This is a genomic window from Pseudomonas sp. OE 28.3, from assembly GCF_014268205.2.
GTDB classification, from domain to species: Bacteria; Pseudomonadota; Gammaproteobacteria; order Pseudomonadales; family Pseudomonadaceae; genus Aquipseudomonas; species Aquipseudomonas edaphica.
In genome coordinates this window covers 2,596,019-2,619,683 of sequence record NZ_CP077082.1, presented here as the reverse complement: position 1 = coordinate 2,619,683, position 23,665 = coordinate 2,596,019, and the positions used below count along the sequence as shown (strand labels likewise).

Here is a 23,665-nt window from a genome sequence, read left to right as displayed (position 1 = left end):
GATGATCCGACGGCCGCGCAGAACAGCGCCGCCGCCGGGCATTCTATAGGTTTCTTGGCCCGCTGTTGACGCGGATCGTCGCCCGAAGGCTTAGGGCGAGGTCATGGTAATCACGTAGTTGCCCGACTGGATCGCCTTGCCGGCGGCATCCACCAGCAAGTAACTCTGGTTGTAATAACGCCCATCGCCGCTGTCTGCCACCAGCTTTACATGGGCGGCGTTGACGCTGGCCACTGGCGCAATATTGCGCACCTCGAAGCGACTACCACGATTGGAACTGGCGCACCCGGTCAACTCCATCACCGCGCCACTGCGCGCATTTGTCGCACAGCCGGGTTCGACGATGGCGCCGCGAAATTGAATGGTGCCCTGCCCTATGGTCTGCGCGGCACCACAGGCTCCCGCCCATAGGCAAAACAGGCCGGTTAATACCGAAATACCTTTAACGTTCATGCCGACACTCCTTATTGGGCTCTCAATAAGGAAGTCGTCTGCTCGAGCGTTAACTTGAGGTCAATCTTGCCAAGGTGTGCGCTGGATCACGGATCGACCTGGCCCATCATCTCGGAGATGCTTTCCGGGCGCTTGGCATAACGCTGCGCCAGCGCCGCGCAGACCATCAACTGGATCTGGTGAAACAGCATCAACGGCAAGATCAGCACGCCCATGGTCGCCCCGGCGAACAGCACCTGGGCCATCGGTACACCGGTGGCCAGGCTTTTCTTCGAGCCACAGAACAAGATGGTGATGCGGTCTTCCTGGTTAAACCCAAATGCCTTGCCCAACACGGCGGAGGCCACCAGCACCAAGCCCAGCAACACGCAGCAGGCGACGACCAGACCGCCCAGCTCCCACAACGGGATCTGGTGCCAGATGCCTTCGTTGACCGCTTCGCTGAACGCGCCATACACCACCAGCAGAATCGAGCCCTGGTCGACGAACTTCAGCCAGGACTTGTTACGCCCCACCCACTCGCCAATCCAGCGCCGGGCGATCTGCCCGGCCACAAAAGGCAGCAACAGCTGCACGCTGATTTTCAGGATGGCGTCGACCGTGGAGCCGCCATCGCCGTGTACGTTAAGCAGCAAGGTCACCAGCAACGGCGTCAGGAAGATGCCGAACAGGCTGGAGGCCGCCGCGCTGCAGATGGCTGCCGGGATGTTGCCGCGGGCCAGCGAGGTGAAGGCAATCGCCGATTGCACCGTGGCCGGCAGCGCACACAGATACAGCATGCCCATGTACAGGTCGTTGCCGATCAGCGGCGACAGCAGCGGCTTGAGCGCCAGGCCCAACAATGGGAACAGCACAAAAGTCAGGCTGAACACCAGTAAATGCAGGCGCCAGTGCCCGGCACCGGCAACGATGGCCTGGCGCGACAGCTTGGCGCCGTGCAGGAAAAACAGCAGCGCGATGGCCAGGTTAGTCACCCAGCCGAAGGCCACGGCGGTCTGGCCGCTGGCCGGCAGCAGTGACGCAAGGATCACCGTGGCGATCAGGGTCAGGGTGAAGTTGTCAGGTAGAAAACGCGGGCGGGTCATAAGCAAATCTTCCAGGGGTTGCCAAGAGCATCGCTGCGACTCTAACTTAACGGCCTGTTACCGACTAACGCCAATGAGCCAGTAAATGCCGCCTAAAGGACATGACAAGACGGTCCGACGCAGTGTGCCCGGGCTTTCCAGCCTGCCACGCCCGGTGTATGGCCGCACCGAATCGCTGCCCAACCGCGCACTGACCCGCCGGCACAGCCACCCGTGGGTGCAGTTGTCGTATGCGATTTCGGGGGTGCTGGAGATCCAGACCAGTGTCGGCCGTTTCGTCGCCCCGCCCCAGCGCGCCGTGTGGATTCCTGCGGGCGTACCGCACCGGGTGTTCAGCTCACCGCACACGGAAATGCGCAGCCTGTACCTCGATTGCAGCGTCACCGCCTGGGCGGCCGAGCGTTGCCAGGTGCTGGAGGTGAGCAGTTTGTTGCGCGAGTTGATCCGCAGTTTCAGCGAGTTGCCGGTGGAGTATGCCGAGGACGGCCCGGACGGGCGGCTGGCCCAGGTGGTGCTCGACCAACTGGCGGCCGCGCCCCAGGTGGATTTGATGCTGCCGTTGCCCCATGACCCACGGCTGCGGCAGATTTACCGCAGCCTGAACCTGCACCCGGAGCAGCAGACCACCCTGGGTGACTGGAGCCACAAGCTTGGGGTCAGTGAAAAGACCCTGAGCCGGTTGTTTTTGAGTGATACAGGCCTGACCTTTCGCGCCTGGCGTCAGCGCCTGCGCTTGCTCAGCGCCCTGCCCGCGCTGGAGCAAGGCGAGCGGGTGACGGATGTGGCGCTGGGGTGTGGGTATGAGTCGACGTCGGCGTTTATCAATGCGTTTCGGCAGCAGTTTGAGTCTACGCCGGGCGAATTCTTCCGCTGACACATAGACAACAACGATCCACTGTGGGAGCTGGCTTGCCTGCGATGCAGGCACCTCGGTGTGTCAGGTACACCGAGTTGATGCTATCGCAGGCAAGCCAGCTCCCACATTGGCTCCCAATTACAAATCAGCTGCCATCACCACCATGGGCTTCTTCAAAGAAGTAATCCTTCCAGCTCGCCGCCTTGTTCTTCAGCACGCCCAATTCCTGCAGCTTTTGGGCATAGATAAACGTACGCTGCGGCACGATGGTGAAGTCGATTTCCGGGTCCTGGACGATTTTCTCCACCAGGTCCAGCGGCAGCTTGGATTCCTCTACGCGAATATACGTCTTGGCGGCCGCAGGTTTATCGGCCTTGATGATCTTCTCGGCCTCCGCCAGCGCGTCATAAAACGCCTTGTAGGTCCTGGGGTTGTCATCGTGAAATTTCTGCGTGGTGTAGAGCACGTTGAACGACGCCTGCCCGCCAAGAATGTCGTAGGAACTGAGCACCTTGTGCACGTTAGGGTTCAACAACTCCTGATACTGAAACGGCGGGCTGGAGAAGTGTGAATTGATCTCCGAACCACCGGCAATCAACGCCGCCGTGGCATCCGGGTGGGCCAGGCTGATGGAGATGTCGTCGAACTTCTTGAAATTGGCATCGCCGAACAGCTTGGCCGTCTCGATCTGCAAGGTGCGCGACTGGAAACCCACGCCGGCGGCCGGCACAGCGATGCGGTCTTTCTCGGTAAAGTCCTGCAGGGTCTTCACGTTGGGGTTATTGGTCAGCAGGTAATTGGGCATCGAACCCAGGGAGGCGATGGCCTTGACGTTCTGCTTGCCCTTGGTGCGGTCCCACAGGGTGAGCATCAGCGGCACACCCGCCGAGACCACATCCAGGGCGCCGGCCAGCAGCGATTCATTCATGGCGGTGGCGCCGGAAATGCTGTTCCATTCCACCTTGATATCCAGGCCCTGCTCCTTGCCATGTTTTTCGATCAGGTGCTGGTCGCGCACCACGTCGAGGATCAGGTAACCGATACCGAATTGCTGTGCAATGCTGATCTTGCCTTCGGCCTGGGCGCCGGGGCTGAGCAAGGCGCTCGCGGCCGCCAGGGACGCGGCCAACAGGGTCAGGGAGGAACGCTTGAAAGTCATGGGAATCTGCCGCGTTTTCGAGAAGGTGATAGAGCCTAGCGACGAATTTTAAGACTGGAAAAGAATATCGGGATCTATTGTTATGCTAATCATCCCCAAAATGCCGTGTGGCTGTTATTGTGCCGCGCTTTGAAATACACCTGCCAACCTGCGAGGAAATGGACGTTGAACACTGACGATAAAATGACTGGGGATCTGTTCGAGGTCGATAAGCGCCTGTCACTCAAGCCCGTGGTGGACTTCAACGCTTACCTGCGCAGCGCATTCGGCGATGGCCCATGCACCTGCGTGCGCTGCAGCGCCGCCAACGGTGACGAAACCGGCTACGCGTTCCAGCACACCTTCAACTTCGACGGCAAACCCACGCACCGCCGCTTTGCCTCCACGGCGGGCAGCGATGTGTTGATGGTGTTGAAGAAGGCGTGGCTGTCATACACCAAGGCCGAGCTGCCGCTCAGTGGCGTATTGGTGCTGGAGACGGTGAAGGAGTTTGTCGAGCCGCAACTTCACAAGCGCTTGGCGCCGCTGTTTTTGGCCAGTGAGCTGGTCAAGGATGTGGATGGGCAGTTGCAGGTTCAGCCGCAGGCCGCCTGACCTAGTGTTTACCTGCCCTTGTGGCGAGGGAGCTTGCTCCCGCTGGGCTGCGCAGCGGCCCCAAAAATGGGCCTGCTACGCAGGCCAGCGGGAGCAAGCTCCCTCGCCACAGGTACAGTGTTTCGGCCTATGGGTTATTTACGCGCCGCCTCCCACTGCTTCAACAGATCACCGTAAGCCACGGTCTCCCCTTTGGGCTTCTCATTCGCCAGCTTGGGCTTCGGCGCACCCGGTTGGTCAAACCAGTACTGCGCATCCCGCTCCGGGTTCATTTTTGGGCCGCACACCGGCTGCACCTTGGAACGCTCCAGGCGCGTCATGATCGCGTCCTGTTCCTTGGCCAGGTTATCCAGCGCCTGTTGCGGGGTTTTCTCGCCACTGGCCGCTGCAGCGATGTTGCTCCACCACAGCTGCGCCAGGCGTGGGTAGTCGGGCACGTTGGTGCCGGTCGGCGTCCACTCCACCCGCGCCGGGCTGCGGTAGAACTCCACCAGCCCGCCGAGTTTCGGCGCCATGTCGGTCATGGCCTGGGAGTTGATGTCGGACTCACGAATCGGCGTCAGGCCAACGATGGTTTTCTTCAGTGACACGGTTTTCGAGGTCACAAACTGCGCGTACAGCCACGCCGCAAGCTTTTGCTTCTCGGGCGTGGACTTGAGGAAGGTCCAGGAACCCACGTCCTGATAGCCCTTTTTCATGCCCTTTTCCCAATACGGCCCGACCGGCGACGGCGCCATGCGCCATTTCGGCGTGCCATCGGCATTCACCACCGGCAGGCCCGGCTTGGTCATGTCGGCCGTAAACGCGGTGTACCAGAAGATCTGCTGGGCGATGTTGCCCTGGGACGGCACCGGCCCGGATTCAGAGAAGGTCATGCCCGCCGCTTCCGGAGGCGCGTAGGCTTTCATCCAGTCCACGTACTTTTGCGTGGCAAACACCGCGGCCGGGCCATTGGTGTCGCCGCCACGGGTCACGCTGGAGCCTACCGGGTGGCAGTCCTCCACGCGAATGCCCCACTCGTCCACCGGCAAGCCGTTGGGCAGGCCCTTGTCGCCGCCGCCGGCCATGGAGAACCAGGCATCGGTGAAGCGCCAGCCCAGCGATGGGTCTTTTTTGCCATAGTCCATGTGCCCATAGATACGTTTGCCGTCGATTTCCTTGACGTCTTCGCTGAAGAACTTGGCGATGTCTTCATAGGCCGACCAGTTCACCGGCACACCCAGCTCGTAGCCGTATTTTTCCTTGAACTTGGCTTTAAGGTCCGCGCGCTCAAACCAATCGGCGCGGAACCAGTAGAGGTTGGCGAACTGCTGGTCGGGCAACTGGTAGATCTTGCCGTCCGGCGCGGTGGTGAACGAGATGCCGATAAAGTCCTTGATATCCAGGGTCGGCGAGGTGAAGGCCTTGCCTTCGTTGGCCATCAGGTCGGTGATGGATTCGGTCTTGCCATAGCGAAAGTGCGTACCGATCAAGTCGGAATCGTTCACCCAGCCGTCATAGATATTCTTGTCGGACTGCATCTGGGTTTGCAGCTTCTCCACCACGTCGCCTTCCTGCAGCAGGTCGTGGGTCAGCTTGATGCCGGTGATTTCGCTGAAGGCCTTGGCCAGTACCTTGGATTCGTACTCGTGGGTGGTGAGGGTTTCCGACACCACGTTGATCTTCATCCCACGGAACGGTTCCGACGCCTTGATAAACCACTTCAACTCTTCGAGCTGCTGGGCTTCGGTAAGGGTGGACGGTTTGAACTCGCTGCCGATCCATTTTTTCGCGGCATCTTCGTACGCATCGGCCCAGGCCGTGGCGCTCAAACCGCTCAAGGCCAGTACGGCGGCCAATGAAATGCTATGTCGCAGCTTATTGTTTTTATTCAACATAGAGACCTCCTGGTGGTTTATTCATAAGGGCACTAGCCCCAACGCATCACACTCAACAGCCATACCAGGGATAGCGCAGACGCCACCCAGATGCTCCAGTCGGTAACGCCGATCACCAGCAAATGCAGGTAGGCGCTGCCGAGAAGACCGATAAACAAACGATCACCACGGGTGGTGCTGATCGGCAACAAACCGCGCCGAGGAATACTCGGCGAACGCAGTTCCCAGGTGGTCATGCCTGCCAGCAGCAGGCCAATCGTCACAAAGAACAGTGCGGTCGGGGTGGTCCAGGCCATCCATTCCATCATCGAACCCTCTAGACCCGGCCCAGGGCAAAGCCCTTGGCCACGTGGTTGCGAACAAACCAGATCACCAGCATGCCCGGCAGAATGGTCAACACCCCCGCCGCTGCCAGCACGCCCCAATCAATGCCGGAAGCCGAGACCGTGCGCGTCATGACCGCCGCGATGGGCTTGGCGTTAACCGAGGTCAAGGTGCGCGCCAGCAGCAGTTCGACCCAGGAAAACATGAAGCAGAAAAATGCCGTCACACCGATACCGGAGCCAATCAACGGGATAAAAATCTTCACGAAAAACTTGGGAAAACTGTAGCCGTCGATGTAGGCGGTTTCGTCGATTTCCTTGGGCACGCCAGACATGAAGCCTTCCAGGATCCACACCGCCAACGGCACGTTGAACAGGCAATGCGCAAGCGCCACGGCGATGTGCGTATCGAACAGCCCGATGGACGAATACAGCTGGAAAAACGGCAGCAAAAACACCGCCGGCGGCGCCATACGGTTGGTCAGCAGCCAGAAGAACAGGTGCTTGTCGCCCAAGAACCGATAGCGCGAAAACGCATAGGCCGCCGGCAGCGCCACGCTCAGGGAGATCACCGTGTTCAGGCTCACGTAGTACAGCGAGTTGAGGTAACCGGTGTACCAGCTCGGGTCAGTGAAGATCACCTTGTAGTTGGCCAGGGTAAAGTCCTGCGGAAACAGGGTCAGCCCGCCGAGGATTTCGGTGTTGCTCTTGAAGGACATGTTCAGCAGCCAGTAGATCGGCACCAGCAGAAACAGGATGTAGATCAGCAGCGGAATAACCTTGCGCTTGCTCATGTTGGCGGCCTCAGCGGTTGGCGTCGGAATGGGTCATGGCGGTGTAGAACAGCCAGGACACCAACAGGATGATCAGGAAATACACCAGGGAAAACGCCGCCGCCGGGCCCAGGTCGAATTGGCCTACAGCCATTTGGGTCAAGGTCTGACTGAGGAACGTGGTGGCGTTACCCGGCCCGCCGCCCGTCAGCACGAAAGGCTCGGTGTAAATCATGAAGCTGTCCATAAAGCGCAACATCACCGCGATCAGCAGCACGCTTTTCATCTTTGGCAATTGGATATGTCGGAACACCGCCCAAGCGGATGCGCGATCAATCCGCGCTGCCTGGTAGTACACGTCCGGAATCGCACGCAGCCCCGAGTAACACAGCAGCGCCACCAGCGAAGTCCAGTGCCACACATCCATCACCAGCACCGTCACCCAGGCGTCCATGGTGTTGGCCGCATAGTTGTAGTTGATGCCCATGGCGTTGAGCGTCGAACCCAACAAGCCAATGTCGGCGCGGCCAAAAATCTGCCAGATGGTGCCGACCACGTTCCACGGGATCAGCAGCGGAATCGCCAGGATGATCAACACCAGTGACGACCAGCGGCCCTTGGTCGGCATGGTCAGGGCGATGGCGATGCCCAGCGGGATTTCGATCAACAGCACGCAGGCCGAGTAGATGAACTGGCGCAGCAAGGAGTCATGCAGGCGGGGGTCGAGCAGCACCTGTTTGTACCAGTCGGCACCGACAAAATAGCGGCTGGACTGGTCGAAAATGTCCTGCACCGAATAGTTGACCACGGTCATCATCGGGATCACCGCGCTGAACGCCACCAGCAGGAACACCGGTAACACCAGCCACCAGGCCTTGTTGTTCTGCACCTTGTTCATGGCTGCACCTCCAGCAGGTAATCGTCGGCGTACACCATCAACCACTGCGCGGGAAAACTGATCGAGGCTTTGCCTTCCGGCACCGGTTTGTCTTCGGCCAGGCGTACTTTCAACGACGCGCCGTCGAGGTTGAGGGTCATGATCTTGTAGGTGCCGAGGTCTTCCACATGCACGACGTCGGCCTGCAGCGCGTCAGGGTTGTACTCGTCCCACACGTGGATAAATTCCGGGCGGATACCCACCTGCAGCTTTTTGTAGTCCGCCTCGCGCAGGCGCTGTTGCAACGCCTCGGATAACGGCAGCAACGTACTGGCAAAGCGCACGCCACCGGCTTCGGCCTGCACCTCGATCAGATTCATCCCGGGGCTGCCGATGAAATAGCCGACAAAGGTGTGGCTGGGGCGCTCGAACAGCTCACGCGGCGTGCCGAACTGCACGATCTGCCCGCCATACATCACCGCGATTTTGTCAGCGAAGGTCGACGCCTCAAGCTGGTCGTGGGTGACGTAGACCATGGTGATATTGAATTGCTCATGAATCTGCTTGAGCTTGCGGCGCAGTTTCCATTTGAGGTGCGGGTCGATCACCGTCAGCGGTTCGTCGAACAGGATCGCCGACACGTCATCGCGCACCAGGCCACGGCCCATGGAAACTTTTTGCTTTTCATCGGCGGTGAGGTTGCGGGCTTTTTTGCTCAGCAGGGCTTGCAGGTCGAGGACTTCGGCAATTTCCTGCACCTTGCTGTGGATTTTCGCCTCAGCCATGCCCTGGTTTCGCAGGGGAAACGCCAGGTTGTCGAACACCGTCATGGTGTCGTACACCACCGGGAACTGGAACACCTGGGCAATATTGCGTTTCTCCGGGGTCAGCTCGTTGACCACTTTAGCGTCAAACAGCACCTGGCCTTCGGACGGGCTGAGCAAGCCGGAGATGATGTTGAGCAATGTCGACTTGCCGCAGCCCGATGGCCCGAGCAAGGCGTAGGCACCGCCCTGCTCCCACACATGGTTCATGGCCCGAATGGCGTAGTCCTCGGGGCCATTGGGTGTAGGGCTGTAACTGTGCGCGAGGTTCTGCAAATGGATCTCGGCCATCAGGCAACCCTCGCGACGCGGCGCCCGGGGGCCTGGACCAAACGCCCCTGGCCATCGAACACAAAGAGTTTATGGGTGGGGATGTACACACGAATCGGCGCGTCGACGTCGTACTCATGCACCCCCGGTAAATGCAGCACCAACAGGAAATGCTCGCTGCGCACGTGCAGGAAGGTTTCCGAACCGCTGATCTCGGCCACCTCCACGGTCACCGCCAGTTCCAGGTCATCGTCGTTGCTCGGCACCAGGCTGATATGGCTGGGGCGCACGCCAAAACGGAACTCGCCTTCGCCGATGGGACGCAGATCCACGTTCAACGGGAAGTGCACGACATTGGCAAAACTCACTTCATTGCCGCTGATACGCCCCGGCATCAGGTTGATCGGCGGCTCGGAAAACAGCTCGGCGGCCAGCACCGTCTGGGGCTGGTGATACACCTCGGCGGCCCTGCCGCTCTGGATCACCCGGCCTTCGTGCAGGATGGTGGTGGTGCCACCCAGGGCCAGGGCTTCATTGGGTTCGGTGGTGGCGTAGATGGCAATGGTATGGCGCGCCTTGAACAACTCGCGCATTTCCTGACGCAGCTCTTCGCGCAGTTTGTAGTCCAGGTTTACCAACGGCTCATCGAAAAGGATCAGCTCGGCGTCTTTGACCAAGGCGCGGGCCATGGCCGTGCGTTGCTGCTGGCCACCGGAAAGCTCCAGCGGGTGGCGCTGCAGGAACTTCTCGATGCGCAGCATCTGCGCGGTTTCCAGCACTTTGCTGTGGATCAGTTCGTTGGACACACCGGCCTGGCGCAATGGCGAGGCGATGTTTTCGAACACGGTCATGGTCGGGTAATTGATGAACTGCTGGTAGACCATCGACACGTTGCGCAGGCGCACCGGCTTGTGGGTGACGTCTACGCCGTTCATCAGGATGCGGCCGCTGTCGGGTTTGTCCAGCCCGGCCATCAGGCGCATCAGGCTGGTCTTGCCGGACAGCGTGCGGCCGAGCAATACGTTGAAAGAACCGGCTTCGAAACGCAGGTTGGCGTCGTCGATCCAGGTCTGGCCTTCGACAACGCGGGAGACATGTTCCAGGGTCAATGACATGACACGCCCTTTTTATTATTGGAATGATTCTGGCCATTCGTAAGAGCGAGTTTCGTGCCAGAAGTGGCAGGTGGTTGATCTGTAAGGAAATGGGTTGAACAGGATGTTCAGGCATGAACACAAATGAACAACCAGCGCTGAACAACTGAACATTAAGCGGGTTGACATTGAACAGTTCTGAACAACAATCGATGGGCGCCACAGATTTAATGTGGGAGCTGGCTTGCCTGCTCCCACAGTTGGACGGCGTAAGGCTTGATAACAATAAAAATAAAAGAAGGTCGCCCCCATGGCCGAACCCCTCGCACACGACACCCTTATCCAGGAATCCTGGCGCCGTTGCCGCGCCTTTGGACTGGACCACCAGAGCACCCCCAGCTTTGATCAACTGCCCGCCGAAGGCATCAGCCAGTTGCTCGAAAGCCAGCATTCCCTGGTGCAGACCACCCATCAGGAAGTGCTGCCCTACTACGAAAACATCCTCAGCAACTCCAACTGCCTGATCATGCTGGCCGACAACCAGGGCCAGGTGCTGACCTCGTGGGGCACCCAGCGTTTTATCGAGCCGAAGCTGGCGCGCGGCTTCACTGCCGGCGCCAGTTGGAGGGAGCGCTCAAGCGGCACAAACGCCATCGGCACTGCGCTGGCCTGTGCCCAGGCGGTGCATATCGAGCACGATGAACACTTTCTCAAGGCCAACCGCTTCATGACCGGCTCCGCGGCGCCGATTTTCGATGCCCAGCGCGAAATCATTGCGGTACTGGATGTGTCCAGCGACAGCTACCTGCCGCCCTCCCACACCCTTGGCATGGTCAAGATGATGAGCCAGACCGTCGAGAACCGGCTGATCCTCAACCTGTTTCGCGGCGAGCATTTCCAACTGACCTTCAACACCGGCCTGAACAACCTCGACAGCCAGTGGGCGGGCCTGATCATCTTTGATGACAGCGGCCAGGTGCTGTCGGCCAACCGTCGCGCCGATAACTTGCTGGGCATCAGTTTGTCGCGGGTGCTGATCGACAGTTTGTTTAAAGTCTCGCTGCTGGAATTGTTGAATCAACCCGAGGGCTTGCCGTTCTCGTTACAGGCCGCGGGCCGCAATCGGTTCCAGTGTTTATTGAAGCGGCCGCAGAAGATGCCGGTGCAGGCGCGGGTCTTTGCTGAACCCAAGCCCACAAAACCTGCGCCGATGAGCATCCAGACCCTGCATTTTGGCGATGTGCGCGTAGAAAAGGCCGTGCGCCAGGCTGAGCGCTTGTTGGAGAAAGACATTCCGTTGTTGATTCACGGCGAGACCGGCGTTGGCAAAGAGGTGTTCGTCAAAGCCCTGCACCAGGCCAGTTCGCGCAGCAAACAGGCGTTCATTGCGGTGAACTGTGCAGCGATCCCCGCCGAACTGGTCGAGTCCGAGCTGTTTGGCTATGAAAAAGGCGCCTTTACCGGTGCCAACCAGAAAGGCAGCATCGGCCTGATCCGCAAGGCGGATAAGGGCACGCTGTTTCTGGATGAAATTGGCGACATGCCCTTGCCGACCCAGGCCCGCTTGCTGCGGGTGTTGCAGGAGCGTTGCGTGCAGCCGGTGGGCAGCAGCGAGCTGTTCCCGGTGGACTTGCGCATCATCTCGGCCACCAACCGCGTGCTGCGCGACTGGGTGCAGGCCGGGCGCTTTCGTGAGGATTTGTACTACCGCATCGGTGGCCTGACCCTGGAACTGCCGCCCCTGCGCGAGCGTACCGACAAGCAGGCACTGTTCCAGCAGCTGTGGCAACAGCACCGTGAGCCGACCCAATGGGCCGGGCTGAGTGCCGAAGTGCTGGCGTTGTTCGAGCAGCACCCGTGGCCGGGCAACCTGCGCCAGGTCAGCAGCGTGTTGCAGGTGGCGCTGGCGATGGCCGAGGAGCAGCCGGTGCGACCGGAGCATCTGCCGGATGATTTCTTTGTCGACCTGAACGTGACCGCGCCCTTGCCCACCCAGCCAAGCCTGGAAGACAACAGCGACCTGAGCCAACGCTTGAAAGCAGCGGGCGGCAACATCTCCCACCTGGCGCGGGAACTGGGCGTAAGCCGCAACACCCTGTACAAGCGCCTGCGCCAGCACGAAGGCTGATCTAGCGCGGTTTGACCACCACCATCAGGTCGGTGAAGTACTCCACCCGAATCGGCAGGTTATCGGCCAGCGCCGAGAGCGCCGCCGCCGTGTCGTCGAGTTTGAACACCCCGGACACACGCAGGTTTTTCAACGCCTGGGCATCGAAGCGCACCAAGCCGTGGCGGTAGCTGGCCAGGGTTTGCAGCACCTCACTCAGCGGTTGGTCGTTGACCTTGAGCAGGCCACGCGTCCAGGCATCCGGGTCGGCGCTGCCGCTGGCCTGTGCAGGCCCCGCGTGGCCATGATCAAGAATCGCGCGCTGCCCGGCCGTGACCTTGACGCCCTCGCCCGTGTCACCTTGGACCGCCACAGTGGACTCGATCACCGTGACCACGGTGCTGCCGTCCACTGCGCGCTTGACCAGATAACGCGTGCCCAAGGCCGTGGCCGTGCCTTGATCGGTGCGTACCACGAACGGCCGTTGCGCGTCCTTGGCCACGTCAACCCACAGCTCGCCTTGCAGCAGTTCGATCACGCGCTGGTGGCCGTCGAATTTCACGTCCACCGCCGAGTTGCTGTTGAGCTGCAACTGGCTGCCGTCCTCAAGAGCAACCTGGCGGCGCTCGCCGATGCCGGTGCGCTGGTCGGCCGTCCACACCGGCATGTGCTGCACACCGAACCAGCAGCACAGCACTACGCCCAGCACCCCCAAGGCCTGCACCCTGCGCGAACGTTGGAGCGCAAAGGCGCGATTCAGGGCGATGCGTGCCGGTTGCGCGGGCAACGTATCGAAGCCACCCCAGAGCGAGCGCATACGCTCGATGGCCACGGCATGGCGCGGGTCGGCCTGACACCAGGTATTGAAGGCGTGGCGCTCGGCATCGCTGACGTCTTCATCGTGCAGCCGCGTCAGCCAATTCGCCGCTTGTTGAATGATCTGCTCGGCGTTCACGGCAACGGGTCCGCCCCGTACAGGCTGTGGTAGCAATGCACCAGCGCGGTGGACAGGTAGTTTTTGACCGTGCTGGGTGACACCTCAAGACGCGTGGCGATCTCACTGTAGGTGAGCCCGTCCAGGCGGCTTAACAGGAAGGCTTCACGGGTTTTCGCCGGCAGGCCGGCGAGCATCTCGGCGATGCGCTCCAGGGCTTGCAGCGCCACATGGATCGCGGCCGGGTCGGGCATGCCGGCGTCTTCACACTGCACCAGCAGGGCTTGCAGGTAGGCCTTTTCGATCCGGCGGCGCCGCGCCCCATCGATCAACAGGCGCCCGGCGGTGGTGGCGAGAAAGGCGCGAGGCTCCTTGATGGTGTGCGGATCGGCCAGCATCAACACGCGGATAAACGCATCGTGGGCCAGGTCGGCAGCGTACTGGGAACACCCGAGTTTTTTGCGCAGCCAGCCGTGCAACCAGCCATGGTGCTCGCTGTACATCGCCGTAAGGGTCTGCTGACGGGCGCAATCGCCCGGCGCGGCCGGAATGTCATGCATGCGCAAAAACTTCTCAAATGGGAAAGATTACCAATTGAGCGAACAATGCCAGTAAAACTGTGGCGGGGCAAGGGCCACTCGGGTGGGCTGGATGCCGTGGGCGGGCTTGTGTGGGAATTGGTCTGAGTGGATGCTGGTCTGTGTGGATGCTGGTCTGTGTGGGAGCCAGCTCCCACACAAGCCAGCCCCCCACACAAGCTCGCTCCCACAGTTAGACCTCGGTGACAGTTAAATTGGCTTAGCGCCAGTTCCACGACACACCGGTATAGATACCGCGCCCATCGGCCGGTGTGGAGCGGGCCACATCCAACCCCTTGTCGTCATACCCCGGCGTGACGGTATTGGCATAACGCCGGTTGGTGAGGTTGCGCAGATCAACCCAGGCTTGCCAGTCCTGTTTCGGCGCGTCATAGCCGAAAGTGGCGCCCAGCGTTGTGTACGCCGCCGCGTAGTAAGAGTTGGCGTAATCCACCGCCACCCGTGAAGCGTGCTCGGTGTTGAGGCTGGTGTAGAAACCAGTCGGGTGGCTGTAGCGCACTTGCGCCTGGTAGTAATGCTTGGGGATGCCCGGCAAGGTGTTGGCGCCGAAGCGGTCGTCGTCACGGTAGTGAAAATCGCTGTAGGTGTAGGCCTGGCGCAAGGCCAACTGGCCATTACCACCGCCGTCCCAGAGTGGGCTGAGCAGGCTCAACTCCACGCCCTGGTGCACGGTGGGGCTGGCGTTGGCTTCGGCGACGACGGCGCTGCTGGTCTGTGTCTGCGCCTGGGTCTCCACTGTGAGCAGTTCGTGACGCACTTCGGAGCGATACAACGCCAAATCCCACTGGCCGAACCATTGCTCACCACGCCCGCCTATCTCCAGGGTAGTGGCGGTCTGATTGCGCAAGCTCACGCCTTCGCGGGCCAGCCCCTTGGCCGGGCCGCCGGTGAAATACTTGTTGGATCCCCAAATCATCGACCACGCGTGCGGCGGTTCGACCGAGCGACTCAGGTTGCCGTACACCTGCAACTGCGGGGTGAAGTCATAGCGCAGGCCAATGCGCGGCGCGTAGTCCCAATCATGCTGGCTGAGCGGCGCCTGCCCTTGCGGGTAGCTGACCTGGGTTTCGCGGCGGGTGTAGATCGCAGCCAGGCCGGTGGTCAGCCACAGGTCTTGCACCAGTTCCAGCTCGTTGCCGATATGCAACACCGTGTCGGAACCCAGGTAGCTGTAGTCGCGGGTCTTGGTGCCGGGGGCGTAATAGGTGGCGGGGTTGCTCGACGGTACGCGCACATATTCCGAGGCACCGTTGTTGGGCATCGCCTGGGTGGTGCGCAGGCCAATGGTGGTTTTGCTGTCGTGGCCGAACCAACTGTCCTGGCGAATGTAGTTCAGGGTGCCGCTGACATCCGTGTAGGCGACTTTCAGGCGGTTGAGCCCTTCGCGCAAATCCATCGGGTAGTCGTGATAGGCCAGCCCCACCTCGACGCGGGAAGTGTCATCGAGCTGCAAGGTGGTCTTGTTGGCGATCCAGGTCGAGCCCGGCTGCAGGCGTTTCGAGTCGCGGGCGGCGTTGAGGCTGTTGGCGGCGGTTGGATCGTGGCTGATCTGGTAGCGCGTCAGCTTGCCGGGGCTGTCGTTGGTGGTTTCGCGGTAGCGAAAATAGAAGCGCGTCTCCAGGTCCGGGTTGAACCGGTAGCCAAAGTTGGCCGCAATGCCCTTGCCGGTGCCGGCGCTCTGGTGCTGGTAGCCGTCGGATTCGGAGTCGGTGAGGCTGATGTAGTAGTCGGCGTCGCCCAGCACCTGGCCGGAGCTGATTTCGCGCTGGGCATAACCGCGACTGCCCACTTCATAGCGCACCTGCAACTTCGGCGCGTCATAGCCGGTGTGCGTGACATAGTTGACCGAGCCACCCAGGGCCAGGGCGCCCTGGTCAAAACCGTTGGCGCCGCGCAGTACCTCGACGCGGCTTTGCCACAGCGGGTCCTTGAGTTCATAGGGCGTGCCGCCGGGGCCGGTGAGCGGCAAACCGTCGAGCATTTCATACAGGCCCGAGGCGTGGGAGCCGGGGCTGCGGTTCAGGCCGGAACCGCGGATCGACAACTTCACGCCTTCATTATTCGCCGCCTTGGCGTAGACGCCGGCCTGGTACTTGAACACGTCTTCGTTGGTGCTGACGCGCCCCTGTTGCACGCTGCTCATATCGATGAAGTTGGTGCCACCGGGCACGCTCTTGAGCTGCGCCTGGGCCACTTCGGCGGCGCTGGCTTCGCTGCTGGAGACCTCGACCGGGGCCAGTTGCAGGGTGTCGGCGTGCGCCAGTGAACTGAGGGTCAGGGCGGCAAACAGCAGTGGGGGTTGGCGCAACAGCATGGGGTAAATCCTTGGCATTCGGGGGCGTGACAAAGCCTGGGCCATCACGCGAACAGTGATGGGAAGCCAGGCAGGCTCACCAGGTCACGCTTAATTAACGGACCAGACCCTTCCCACAACAGCATCGGACCGGGATTATTTTCTAAGTCCAAAATCGCATTAACACATGCAAACTCAGTATTTAAAGAAATAACCAGCACGCATTACTGTGGAGGCATTGAGTCGCCCACGAGATTTCCCCCATGCAAACATCCGCCAGCGTTATTGACTTCACCCTCCACCGTAAACGCCGCCAGGCGCGTGCCGCGGCCGAGCTGATGTGGGCGATGTACGCGGCACGCGCGGGGCTTGCGGTGTTCTCCGCCCACACCGCAACCGCCAGTGATACGCGCCGGGCGTAACGCCGATGAATTTTTTACAGGTACTGCCCGAATCAGCCCAAGCACTGCCAAAACCTGCGATTGAGGATGACGACACCAGCCTGTGCGTGGCGCAGAACCTGCAACGTTTGCGCAGTAAGCGCCACCTCTCGCTGGACGGGTTGGCACGCGCGTGTGGCGTGAGCCGGGCGATGCTGGCGCAGATCGAATCGGGCCGCAGCGTGCCGTCGATCAAGGTGCTGTGCAAAATCGCCAAAGGCTTGAAGGTGTCGGTCGCGGCCTTTCTGGAGGACCGTGCCTTTGAAGGCGTCGAGGTGTTGCCGGCGCGACAAAGCAAACGCCTGGTAAGTGCCGACGGGGCATTCGTCAGCCGTGCGTTGTTTCCCTTTGATACCGCCCGCCAATCGGAATTTTACGAAATCCGCTTGTGTGCGCTCGGCGAAGAAATTTCTGCCGGTCACGGCCCCGGCATTCAGGAAAACCTGGTGGTGGCCCAGGGCGTACTGGAAGTCAGCGTCAACGATGAGCGCTACTTGCTCTCCACCGGCGACTCGATCCTGTTCTACGCCGACCAGCCCCACCGCTACCGCAACCCGGCGGACAGCGAGGCGGTGGCATTTTTGGTGATCACCTACCCGGAACGCCTGGACTGAATGCAAAAAGCCCCGACAAGTCGGGGCTTTTTTTTGCGTTTTAGGCAGCAGCGGTCAGCAGGTGCAGCACATCATCGGCATGCCGTTGCAGCTCATCATCATCGGCATGGCGCAGTCATTCATCAGTTTGTTCATCAGCATGCAGCAGTTTTCCATCATGGCCATGCTCATGCCTGGCATTGGCATCATTTTGCACATCATGCTGTCGCCCATCACGCTGCATTCCATCATGCATTTCATCATCGGCATCGACATGCCCATGGCCATCATCGGCATGTTCATGTCAGCCATCATCTTCATGGCATCGGCCGACATGCACAGCATCGACATGTTTGCGCACTGCATCATCATCGGCATGCCGCAGTTCATCATCATCGCCATCATGTCGGCATTGGTCTTGAACTGCGCCATGTCCATACCGGCCGCCGGCTTCATGGTGCACATCATGGCGTCGCCCGCCATTTCGCACTTCATGGTCGCCATCATCATCGGCATGCCCATCATCGGCATCATTGGCATGGACGTGTTCATCGGCATCTGCATTGCGTTCATCATGTTCGAAACTCCGTAATCGACAGGAAATGGCTAAGTTCTGGCGCCGATTCTAGAGACACCGGGCTACGGCGCAAGACGACGGCAGAGCAGCACAAATGGCTGTTCGGGAGCGTGCTTGGGTGAACAGGACAGCGACACCGGGCGTGATAACAGATAAATAGCTGTAAAGACGTTTAAAGCCGCTACTGGCACCGCATAAACGTCAGGATGGATATGCGATTAAAGCCTTGCGACCTCACTTAAGGAAATAAACGATCTAACCCGAGAGCAAAACCTGGTGATCAGTCGCCTCCGTGAGCGGTTCGATCGTGCGCATAAAATCATCCGCCTCAGACCCCCTGAGGAAACTGAACCCCGCCATTTCATCGCAGGCCAGGATGTCAGCCAGGGCTTTACGTAACTGAGACTCCGCCGGCGAGTCACGCAGCAGTTTATGTGCGGTCAATAACACCTCGGCAGGAACACCCTGGGCGCTTGCCACGTCGATCACCGCAAAGAGAATGAATCGCAGACGAACTTCGCGATCCGTAGGCCAAACCGTTTTTCGCTTACCCAAGGTAGGCACTCATCCGTTGAGAAAAGTCCGAGGCTATTGCCCACCGAGGGGTGTTTCAAGCGTGGGGACTTAAGATAGGCCACTTCCTACACCTGAAAGGGAAATACCGTACCTACATTACTGCACCGGCAAGAAATTCATCAGCAGCAAACTCTGCGCGTAGTTGAGCGCCACACGTCGGTAGCGTTCATCGAGCATCTGCGCGAGCAAGTCCAGGCGCGCAACCACTTTGCCGAACTCGACCGCAAAGCTCAGGTTACTGCCCTCCTCCGATATCTCGTTGGAAAACAGCAGCAACACCCCGTTGGCATCCTGGCGCTGACTGAGCAGCCAGGTGGCTTTTTCGATATTGCGTGCGGCGTTGCTGACAAACTGCGGGTTGATCGAGTCAGTCATATAGAACTGGGTGCGGCCGCCGTGAGCGGTCACCAGCATGCTGCCGATCGCGTAGATAAACGCACCGACCCGGTCGCCTCTGAAGTCGGGGCTTAACGAGTAACTCAAGGCCGCGAGATCGCGCCGCTCGCCGAGGGCCGGCAGCGGTTGCTGATGCTCGATGGCCTGGCGGATTTCCCGCGCGGCACTCACCGCATCCGGGTAACCGGATAGGCGCCACTGGCTGGGGTTGCGCAGGTAGAGCTTGCTCATCAGCAGATACAGGCTTTGCAAGTTGTCGCGCATGCTCAGGGTTGCCATGCGGTCAACGCTGGTCTGAAAGAACTCATCGGGCCTGCCATTGCTGAACTGGCTGGCGATGTCGCGGCCCTGCTGCTGGCTGCAACCACTGGTAAACAGTGCCAAAAGAACAACCAAAAACAACGGCCAGCGGGAGATACAAGTATGTGACGTTCGATCCATCGGCACCGGGTCTGATTCTGCTGCTCACACTCTGAATGAGTGGGGTCGTGACAGGGATAGATCAGGAGAATCAAAAAAAGTGCGGCGAGCCGGGTCGGATCAGAGGTTGCCTACACACAAAGGAGTGCCTATAGGATCGTTCCCACGCGCCGCAAAGGAATGCCGCCCTGGACGCTCCGCGTCCCGCTTCTGACGCCGTGACGCAGAGCGTCACAGGATGCGTTCCCACGCGGAGCGTGGGAACGATCAAGCTGCCGGTAGTGCATTCCTGCGAAATACTTGCCTGATCCTCCGACTTATCGACTGGCGGATAGATAGCCCTTGCGCCGTGGTCTAGAGTGCAACGATGGGCCACAAGTCCCACTCTTCTTATAAGGGCTCAAAAGAGCTCAGCACCACCAACCGATGATCAGCAGGTGAACCCGCCATGGAATTACGTATCAACCAAAAGACCTACCAGGTCGATGCCGACGCCGACACGCCGCTGCTGTGGGTGATCCGCGACGACCTCGGCATGACCGGCACCAAGTACGGTTGCGGCCTGGCCCAGTGCGGCGCCTGTTCGGTACTGGTGGACGGTAATGTGGTGCGCTCTTGCGTTACCCCGGTGGCAGGTGTGGTCGGCCGCGAGGTCACGACCATCGAGGCCATTGAGGACGATGCGGTGGGCAAGCACGTGGTCGCCGCCTGGGTCGAGCATCAGGTGGCGCAATGCGGTTATTGCCAGTCCGGGCAGGTGATGGCGGCCACGGCGCTGCTCAAGCACACCCCCGCGCCGACGGTCGCGCAAATCGATGCCGCCATGGTCAACCTGTGCCGCTGCGGCACCTATAACGCCATCCACACCGCCATGCAGGATTTGGCCCAGCAGAAGGAGCGCGCATGATGAATACGCGCAACGAACTGCTGGATGTGGCCCTGGGCGACCCGGTCAACCTGTCACGCCGGCGCTTTCTGGCCAGCACCGCCGTGGGCGCGCTGGTGATTGGTTTCGGCCTGCCGCTGGGTGGCGGCCGCGCCTTCGCGGCCACCGCCAACCCTGCGGAGCGCGGCACGCAGGTGCCGGCGTTTCTCGAGATTCGCCCGGACGGCACGGTGCGCCTGCTCAGCCCCTTTATGGAAGGCGGCCAAGGCACCCACACCGCCATGGCGCAAATTGTTGGTGAAGAACTGGACGCCGACCCTGCCACGTTTGTCGTCGAAGCCGCGCCACCGGGCGATGCCTATGTGGTGATGGAAAACGGCATGCGCATCACCGGCGGCAGCATGTCGGTGCGCATGAGTTACCCGGTAATGCGCCGCCTGGGCGCCCTGGCCCGCGCCATGCTGTTGCAGGCCGGCGCCGAGCAACTGGGCGTGCCGGTCGCACAACTGACCACCACCCCCGGCCGCGTGGTACACGCCGCCTCGGGCCGCTCGCTGGGCTACGGTGAACTCGCCAGCCGCGCCCTCGACATGCCGGTGCCTGACCCGTCCACCATCACCCTGCGCGATCCGAGCCAGTTCCGCTGGATCGGCAAGCCGGTCAAACGCCTGGATGCCTACGACAAATCCACCGGCAAGGCGCAATACAGCATCGACCTCAAGGTCGACGGCATGCTCCACGCCGCCGTGCAGCATGCGCCGCGCCTGGGCATGACCGTGGGCAGCCTGCGCAATCAGGCGCAAGTTGAAGCCATGAAAGGCGTGCACTCGGTGCATCAACTGCCTGGCGCCGTGGCCGTGGTGGCCGAGCGCTGGTGGCACGCCAAGCGTGCAGTAGAAGCTATTCAGGTCGAATGGCTGGAAGCCGCCGCTGACTCTACAGTGCGCGCCATGCCGGCAGACTTTTCCAGCGACAAATACCGTGACTTCCTCGCCGCCCAGCAAGGCCCGGCCCGCGACGAAGAAAACGAAGGCGACGTCAACGCCACACTGGCAAACGCCAAGACCAAGGTCGAAGCCACCTACCACAACCAGTACGTCAACCACGCCCAACTGGAGCCGCCATCGGCCCTGGCGCGCTATAACCCGGACGGCACGCTGGAAGTCTGGCTGCCCAACCAGGCGCCAGACATGTTCCGCGCCGACATCGCCAAGCGCACCGGGCTGGATGTGTCGAAGATCACCTTGCATTCGCCGTTGCTGGGCGGCTTTTTCGGCCGGCATTTCCTGTACGACTCAGCCAACCCGTACCCGCAGGCCGTCGCATTGGCCAAGGCTGTGGGCCGCCCGGTCAAGCTGATCTGGAGCCGTGAAGAAGAGTTCCTGCGCGATGTGCTGCGCCCGGTCGCGGTGGTCAAGTTCCGCGCGGCGCTGGATGACAAAGGCTTGCCGGTGGCCATCGAAGCCGTGAGCGCCACCGAAGGCCCATCCGAGGCCATCGCCGGCAAACAGGGCGACAAAATCGACCCGACGGCCCTTGAAGGGTTGTCAGGCAAATCCTACGCGATTCCCAACAAACGCATCGCCCAGATCTACGTCAAAGGCCCGGCCATGCTCGGCTACTGGCGCTCGGTGGGCAACTCGCTGAATGACTTTTTCTACGAGGCCTTCCTCGATGAACTGGCTGACAAAGGCGGCCATGACCCGTATGAGTTGCGCCTGCACCTGCTGCGCGACAACAAACGCCTGACCACGTTGCTGCAAGCGGTGGGCGAGTTGTCCGGTGGCTGGAAACGTGGCCCGTATACCGCAGAAGACGGCAGCCGGCGCGCCCGTGGGGTGGCCATGGCCTCGCCCTTTGGCTCGCATGCGGCGGTGGTTGCCGAAGTGTCGATCGAAAACGGCCAGGTCAAGGTGCATAACATCTGGGAAGCCATCGACCCTGGCAGCATCGTCAACCCGGCGATCATCGAGGCCCAGGTCAACGGCGCCGTAGCGTTGGGCTTGTCACAAACGTTGGTGGAAGAAGCGGTGTACGTGGACGGTAAACCACGGGCGCGCAACTACGACCTTTACCCGATCCTGCCACCCTCGCGGATGGCCAAGGTGCACGTAAAGATCGTCGAGAGCGGCGAAAAGATGGGCGGTATCGGCGAGCCGCCGCTACCCGCAGTGGCGCCTGCCGTGGCCAATGCGGTGGCGCACTTGACCGGCCAGCGCATCCGCAGCCTGCCCCTGAGCCGATACACCTTCGCCTGACCGACAAGGAACGCCTATGAACAACCAACGATTGGCTAGAACCGCTGGCTGGCTGGTGCTGGCCGGCGCAGTCGCCGCCGGCCTGCTGGCCTGGTACGTCACCCGTCAACCTGCTTCGCCGTTTGAACAGGCCAACGCCACGGCTGACCCGACACTGGTCAGCCATGGCGAATACGTCGCCCGCGTCAGTGATTGCGTGGCCTGCCACAGCCTGCCGGGCAAAGCGCCGTTTGCCGGCGGCCTGGAGATGGCCACCCCGCTGGGCGCCATTCATGCCACCAACATCACGCCAGACAAGAACGTCGGCATCGGCACCTACAGCCTGGCCGACTTCGACCGCGCCGTGCGCCACGGCGTGGCACCGGGCGGGCGACGGCTCTACCCGGCCATGCCCTACCCGTCCTACGTAAAACTCAGCGACGACGACATGCGTGCGCTGTATGCGTTTTTTATGCAAGGCGTGCAACCGGCCAGCGAGCCGAACATTCCCAGCAGCATCCCGTGGCCACTGAACATGCGCTGGCCCATCGCACTGTGGAACGGCGTGTTCGCGCCGACTAAAACCTATGCCGCCAAACCCGAGCAGGACGCGTTGTGGAACCGAGGCGCCTATATCGTCCAAGGCCCCGGCCATTGCGGCAGTTGCCACACGCCGCGTGGGCTGGCGTTCAACGAGAAGGCATTGGACGAGTCCGGCGCGCCGTTCCTCGCCGGTGCCTTGCTCGACGGCTGGTACGCACCCAGCCTGCGCCAGGACCACAACACCGGTTTGGGCCGCTGGAGCGAGCCGGAGATTGTGCAATTCCTCAAGACCGGGCGTAACAAACACGCAGTGGTGTATGGCTCGATGACCGAGGCGTTTAACAACTCCACGCAGTTCATGCAGGACGACGACCTGGCCGCCATTGCGCGTTACCTCAAGTCGCTGCCGGGCGACCCGCAGCGTGACGGTTCACCGTGGCAGTACCAAACGGCAGCGCTCGACACGAGCGCACCGGGTGCCCACACCTATGCCACCCGCTGCACCTCCTGCCATGGCTTGGACGGCAAGGGCCAGCCGGATTGGATGCCACCGTTGGCCGGGGCCACCTCAGCCTTGGCCAAGGAAAGCGCCTCGGCGATCAACATCACCCTCAATGGCTCGCAACGCATCGTGACCGCCGGAATGCCGGACGCGTACCGCATGCCGGCATTCCGCGAGCAATTGTCCGACCAGGAAATCGCCCAAGTGTTGAGCTACGTGCGCGGTACATGGGGCAACAACGGCGGCGCGGTGGAGGCTGCGGCGGTGAACAAGCTGCGCGGGCATACGGACCCGGCCAGTAGTAGCCCGATTATCCTGCACATGCGCTAACAGATCGTTCCCACGCTCCCGCGTGGGAATGCAGCCCGTGACGCTCC

The 23,665-nt window shown here is 61.1% G+C and carries 23 protein-coding genes; 9 read left to right on the top strand and 14 right to left on the bottom strand.

Going from position 1 to position 23,665, the window contains the following annotated elements:
- Positions 1–90 precede the first annotated feature (90 nt).
- Together HU759_RS12010 and HU759_RS12005 are read right to left on the bottom strand one after the other, a co-directional pair.
- The gene (locus tag HU759_RS12010) at positions 91–453 is read right to left on the bottom strand and encodes a hypothetical protein (RefSeq protein ID WP_017137735.1); all 363 of its coding nucleotides are present in this window, start codon (positions 451–453) and stop codon (positions 91–93) included.
- 86 nt (positions 454–539) lie between these two features.
- A complete protein-coding gene (locus HU759_RS12005) occupies positions 540–1,538 on the bottom strand; it encodes a bile acid:sodium symporter family protein (protein ID WP_138453533.1) in 999 nt (332 codons plus the stop codon).
- A gap of 85 nt (positions 1,539–1,623) precedes the next feature.
- Between HU759_RS12005 and HU759_RS12000 the strand changes: the two genes are divergently transcribed.
- Complete coding sequence (locus HU759_RS12000) at positions 1,624–2,412, top strand: helix-turn-helix transcriptional regulator (protein ID WP_017137733.1); 789 nt, start codon at positions 1,624–1,626, stop codon at positions 2,410–2,412.
- A 127-nt stretch (positions 2,413–2,539) separates the two neighbouring features.
- Here the strand turns inward: HU759_RS12000 and HU759_RS11995 are convergent, their stop codons facing one another.
- The gene (locus HU759_RS11995; RefSeq protein WP_186617422.1) at positions 2,540–3,553 is read right to left on the bottom strand and encodes an ABC transporter substrate-binding protein; all 1,014 of its coding nucleotides are present in this window, start codon (positions 3,551–3,553) and stop codon (positions 2,540–2,542) included.
- A 165-nt stretch (positions 3,554–3,718) separates the two neighbouring features.
- Here HU759_RS11995 and HU759_RS11990 point away from each other — a divergent pair, with 165 nt between their 5' ends.
- Positions 3,719–4,147 (top strand): hypothetical protein, encoded by a 429-nt coding sequence (locus HU759_RS11990; protein WP_017137731.1) that lies wholly within the window; start codon positions 3,719–3,721, stop codon positions 4,145–4,147.
- A 134-nt stretch (positions 4,148–4,281) separates the two neighbouring features.
- On the opposite strand, the gene HU759_RS11985 is transcribed toward HU759_RS11990, so the two are convergent.
- From HU759_RS11985 to HU759_RS11960, 6 genes are read right to left on the bottom strand one after another with little or no spacing between them, the layout of a single operon-like run.
- Complete coding sequence (locus tag HU759_RS11985; protein ID WP_017137730.1) at positions 4,282–6,024, bottom strand: ABC transporter substrate-binding protein; 1,743 nt, start codon at positions 6,022–6,024, stop codon at positions 4,282–4,284.
- A gap of 32 nt (positions 6,025–6,056) precedes the next feature.
- On the bottom strand, positions 6,057–6,329 hold the full coding sequence (locus tag HU759_RS11980; protein ID WP_026013758.1) for a DUF2160 domain-containing protein: 273 nt from the start codon (positions 6,327–6,329) through the stop codon (positions 6,057–6,059).
- Positions 6,330–6,340: 11 nt separating this feature from the next.
- A complete protein-coding gene (locus HU759_RS11975) occupies positions 6,341–7,141 on the bottom strand; it encodes a carbohydrate ABC transporter permease (RefSeq protein WP_003174634.1) in 801 nt (266 codons plus the stop codon).
- A 10-nt stretch (positions 7,142–7,151) separates the two neighbouring features.
- Positions 7,152–8,018 (bottom strand): sugar ABC transporter permease, encoded by an 867-nt coding sequence (locus HU759_RS11970; RefSeq protein WP_017137728.1) that lies wholly within the window; start codon positions 8,016–8,018, stop codon positions 7,152–7,154.
- The gene (locus tag HU759_RS11965; RefSeq protein WP_017137727.1) at positions 8,015–9,112 is read right to left on the bottom strand and encodes an ABC transporter ATP-binding protein; all 1,098 of its coding nucleotides are present in this window, start codon (positions 9,110–9,112) and stop codon (positions 8,015–8,017) included. The genes HU759_RS11970 and HU759_RS11965 overlap by 4 nt, the downstream gene beginning before the upstream one ends.
- Positions 9,112–10,206, bottom strand: coding sequence for an ABC transporter ATP-binding protein (locus tag HU759_RS11960; RefSeq protein ID WP_017137726.1), 1,095 nt, complete (start codon positions 10,204–10,206; stop codon positions 9,112–9,114). The genes HU759_RS11965 and HU759_RS11960 overlap by 1 nt, the downstream gene beginning before the upstream one ends.
- A gap of 289 nt (positions 10,207–10,495) precedes the next feature.
- Here HU759_RS11960 and HU759_RS11955 point away from each other — a divergent pair, with 289 nt between their 5' ends.
- The gene (locus tag HU759_RS11955; RefSeq protein WP_186617420.1) at positions 10,496–12,313 is read left to right on the top strand and encodes a sigma-54-dependent Fis family transcriptional regulator; all 1,818 of its coding nucleotides are present in this window, start codon (positions 10,496–10,498) and stop codon (positions 12,311–12,313) included.
- A gap of 1 nt (position 12,314) precedes the next feature.
- On the opposite strand, the gene HU759_RS11950 is transcribed toward HU759_RS11955, so the two are convergent.
- From HU759_RS11950 to HU759_RS11940, 3 genes are all read right to left on the bottom strand, one after another.
- Positions 12,315–13,247 (bottom strand): FecR family protein, encoded by a 933-nt coding sequence (locus HU759_RS11950; protein WP_186617417.1) that lies wholly within the window; start codon positions 13,245–13,247, stop codon positions 12,315–12,317.
- Complete coding sequence (locus tag HU759_RS11945; protein ID WP_017137723.1) at positions 13,244–13,786, bottom strand: sigma-70 family RNA polymerase sigma factor; 543 nt, start codon at positions 13,784–13,786, stop codon at positions 13,244–13,246. The genes HU759_RS11950 and HU759_RS11945 overlap by 4 nt, the downstream gene beginning before the upstream one ends.
- Before the next feature lie 238 nt (positions 13,787–14,024).
- Positions 14,025–16,139 (bottom strand): TonB-dependent receptor, encoded by a 2,115-nt coding sequence (locus HU759_RS11940; protein ID WP_186617415.1) that lies wholly within the window; start codon positions 16,137–16,139, stop codon positions 14,025–14,027.
- 242 nt (positions 16,140–16,381) lie between these two features.
- Here HU759_RS11940 and HU759_RS11935 point away from each other — a divergent pair, with 242 nt between their 5' ends.
- From HU759_RS11935 to HU759_RS11925, 3 genes are all read left to right on the top strand, one after another.
- Positions 16,382–16,540: a hypothetical protein gene (locus HU759_RS11935; protein WP_017137721.1), complete on the top strand. Its 159-nt coding sequence runs from the start codon at positions 16,382–16,384 to the stop codon at positions 16,538–16,540.
- 5 nt (positions 16,541–16,545) lie between these two features.
- Entirely contained in the window at positions 16,546–17,172 is a 627-nt protein-coding gene (locus tag HU759_RS11930) for an XRE family transcriptional regulator (protein WP_225933043.1), read from the top strand.
- A 61-nt stretch (positions 17,173–17,233) separates the two neighbouring features.
- Positions 17,234–17,743 (top strand): hypothetical protein, encoded by a 510-nt coding sequence (locus HU759_RS11925; protein WP_169987196.1) that lies wholly within the window; start codon positions 17,234–17,236, stop codon positions 17,741–17,743.
- Positions 17,744–17,983: 240 nt separating this feature from the next.
- Here the strand turns inward: HU759_RS11925 and HU759_RS11920 are convergent, their stop codons facing one another.
- Both HU759_RS11920 and HU759_RS11915 read right to left on the bottom strand, forming a co-directional pair.
- Positions 17,984–18,283, bottom strand: coding sequence for a hypothetical protein (locus HU759_RS11920; protein ID WP_017137718.1), 300 nt, complete (start codon positions 18,281–18,283; stop codon positions 17,984–17,986).
- Positions 18,284–18,400: 117 nt separating this feature from the next.
- Positions 18,401–19,141: a hypothetical protein gene (locus HU759_RS11915; protein ID WP_186617413.1), complete on the bottom strand. Its 741-nt coding sequence runs from the start codon at positions 19,139–19,141 to the stop codon at positions 18,401–18,403.
- A 427-nt stretch (positions 19,142–19,568) separates the two neighbouring features.
- On the opposite strand from HU759_RS11915, the gene HU759_RS11910 reads away from it, so the two are divergent.
- From HU759_RS11910 to HU759_RS11900, 3 genes are read left to right on the top strand one after another with little or no spacing between them, the layout of a single operon-like run.
- Complete coding sequence (locus tag HU759_RS11910; protein ID WP_017137716.1) at positions 19,569–20,027, top strand: (2Fe-2S)-binding protein; 459 nt, start codon at positions 19,569–19,571, stop codon at positions 20,025–20,027.
- Positions 20,027–22,264, top strand: coding sequence for a molybdopterin cofactor-binding domain-containing protein (locus HU759_RS11905; protein ID WP_017137715.1), 2,238 nt, complete (start codon positions 20,027–20,029; stop codon positions 22,262–22,264). Before HU759_RS11910 ends, HU759_RS11905 begins: the two co-directional genes overlap by 1 nt.
- Before the next feature lie 16 nt (positions 22,265–22,280).
- Entirely contained in the window at positions 22,281–23,618 is a 1,338-nt protein-coding gene (locus HU759_RS11900) for a cytochrome c (RefSeq protein WP_186617412.1), read from the top strand.
- Positions 23,619–23,665: the final 47 nt, after the last annotated feature.